Here is a 2,471-nt window from a genome sequence, read left to right on the forward strand (position 1 = left end):
CAGTTCAAACCACAAGAATGCGCAAACTATTTTGCCGCAGCGGGGTATGAACCATCATAAAGTGGATGGGCTCTAGGACTGATAGGCTGGGCTGGTCTCATTTTTTTGGTTCTACGCAGTATATCGAGGTTGATTGGTGGCTATATCGGCGCCCGGATTGCATCTACACCACGTCCAGAGGCCATATGGTTTGGCCCTGCCTTGCTTCCGCAAGCGGGTGTTGCCGTAGGCATGGCGCTCGTGGCCAAAGAACAATTCCCTCAATGGGGTGCCGAAGTCATAGCTTTCACGCTAGCCAGTACTGTTGTGTTTGAAGTGCTGGGTCCACCCATGACGCTCTATTCATTACGACGGGTGCAAAAGTTATGATATTTGAAGCATATGCCTTTACGGATTTCGAGAGATGTCCCATAAACACTGTAGCGTGACTCATGCTGGCCTCTTGTCCCTGTGACGTGGTGGGGTAATGGTGTCAATGACACCTGGGAATACCGGTAAGTGCGGCTAGGCCTCAGACCCATACAACGCTATGCGAATCAGCCGAGATTTGATTCAAGCTCCTGAACAGAAGTTTATCGATGTCCGATGGTTTTTTCTGGCTCAGCGATGAGCAGTTTTCGAAGTTGCAACCGCTATTGCCGACCAATACGCGGGGCAAGGCTCGTGTCGATGACCGACGGGTGATCAGTGGCATCATTCATGTCCTGAAGTCGGGCGGCCGCTGGATTGATGCGCCGGAGTTTTCCGGGCCGAGGAAACCCTCTACAATCGCTTCGTTCGCTGGTCGAAGAAAGGTGTCTGGACAGAGCTCTTCGACACCTTGTCCCAAACCGGCGGCCCTGTTCCGGAAGTAATGATCGACAGTACAGCTGTTCGGGCACATCGGGTTGCCCGCGGCGGCAAAGGGGGACTAAAGTCCATGCCTTGAGCCGAGCTCGTGGTGGTCCGGGAACCAAAATCCACGTCCTGAGCGACAACAGGGGACGCCCAATCGCTTTCCACCTGACGGGAGCCAACGTCTCGGATTTCTCCGGAGCGGAGGCACTCTTGCCATTCGTACCGACAAACGGCGTTCTGCATGGTGACAAAGGCTACAACAGTGACCGTATCTGCCGCATCGTGGAAGCGCGTGGCTCTCTGCCCAACATCCCACCCCACAAAACACGCAAATGGAAAAACTGTTTCTCGCCATATTTTTACAAGGGTAGAAACGTCATCGAGAAGATGTTCGGCAGGCTCGAAGAGTTCCGCAGGTTCTCCACACGCTATGACCGCAATGCCAGAAGCTCTCTGTCGTCCCTCTGCCTCGCGGCAACCTTTTGCTACTGGTTATGAGTCTGACGCCTACAATTAAACTGATATAAGGTTTGACCCTAAGCGAACAAATATATTCGAACCTTTTCTTGGAAACTTTAATGATCGGCCACGCTGCTCTGGGTGGAAAGTCAATTAACAAAATTGGCTCACCGCTTGTCATTGACAGTGCTATTTTTTACATCAGCTGGTCTGAAATCAGTGATGACGCGATGCAAAACTTAAGGTTTAATTCTATTTTTCCTCTCACTATGACTGTAAGTGTGGGTCGTTATCAGCTGGAAGTATAAGTGAATATTCCGACGATACCCGCTTTGAAGGAGTTTATTATGGATATCGATCCTCGGATGGCAGAACGCCTGCGGCAAACCCTCGCGACCCGTTTGGATCAATACGAAGCAGAAGCTGCTCATGGTATTTCAGACCTAATTGAAGTCTGCAGGTGCCTCGGCTCCACTGGACGGGGAGATTTGTATCGAATCGCAGCCGGTTTGGAAACCTTCCAGGAAATCATGCACCAACACCCTGCGCATACACCCGAAGGCAAACTCGTGCGCAATCGCTTTGCTACAGCGATCGCGGATCTGCATAAGCATTTGTCAGAATTTGTCGCAAGTTCGCAACGGGATCCATAACGTTAGATAAATGTAGTGGAAGAATGGCAATTGAAAGTCATCCAACCCAAGACTTGTAATTGATCTAGTTGGACTTCAAACCACGTCCGTCAAACAGCCGGACATTTTCGCCACTCTGCAAGGCTATCAAGTAATATTATTTTCCAGCCAATTTTAAGGTTTTCGCTGAAAGCGTAAAATAAAACCCAGCTATCATCTGATATTGGCAGCTAATACAGGCTAACGACAAGCAAAAATACTCCGGTCTCAGTCGTTCGAATGCTACTTCTTCTCCACTAATTCGCTCAACAATAGCTGCGTCTCGATGCAGAAGAAGGAGCACTTTGATGGATGTAATGGTTCTTGGGATTGATCTGGGCAAGTCGGTTTGTTGCCTTGCGGGGCTCGATACCACCGGCGCTATAGTGTTTCGCAGAAGCTACCAACGATTCCGGTTGCTGGATTTGGTAGTGTCAAATATCTTTCGCACTTTCGTTTTTAGGCGACGGCTCCGTGGGTTTGGTGTTGCTCCTGGTAGAGCGG

2 protein-coding genes and 1 pseudogene are annotated in these 2,471 nt (G+C 50.1%); all 3 read left to right on the forward strand.

The annotated features are described in order from the left end of the window. Positions 1 to 578: 578 nt before the first annotated feature. The 3 genes and pseudogenes from RBB44_RS25420 to RBB44_RS25430 all read left to right on the forward strand — a co-directional run bounded on the left by RBB44_RS25420 (position 579) and on the right by RBB44_RS25430 (position 1,949). A pseudogene (locus tag RBB44_RS25420) lies at positions 579 to 1,335 on the forward strand (IS5 family transposase). Between the two features lie 80 nt (positions 1,336 to 1,415). Next, on the forward strand, positions 1,416 to 1,604 hold the full coding sequence (locus tag RBB44_RS25425) for a hypothetical protein (RefSeq protein ID WP_306150607.1): 189 nt from the start codon (positions 1,416 to 1,418) through the stop codon (positions 1,602 to 1,604). After that, a complete protein-coding gene (locus RBB44_RS25430) occupies positions 1,605 to 1,949 on the forward strand; it encodes a hypothetical protein (RefSeq protein ID WP_306150606.1) in 345 nt (114 codons plus the stop codon). Positions 1,950 to 2,471 lie beyond the last annotated feature (522 nt).

The sequence above is a fragment of the Roseibium sp. MMSF_3247 genome (assembly GCF_030733765.1).
Classification (GTDB): domain Bacteria; phylum Pseudomonadota; class Alphaproteobacteria; order Rhizobiales; family Stappiaceae; genus Roseibium.

Coding starts and splice junctions, on each gene's coding strand:
- RBB44_RS25425 (WP_306150607.1), top strand. CDS start 1,416: ATGATCGGCCACGCTGCTCTGGGTGGAAAGTCAATTAACAAAATTGGC.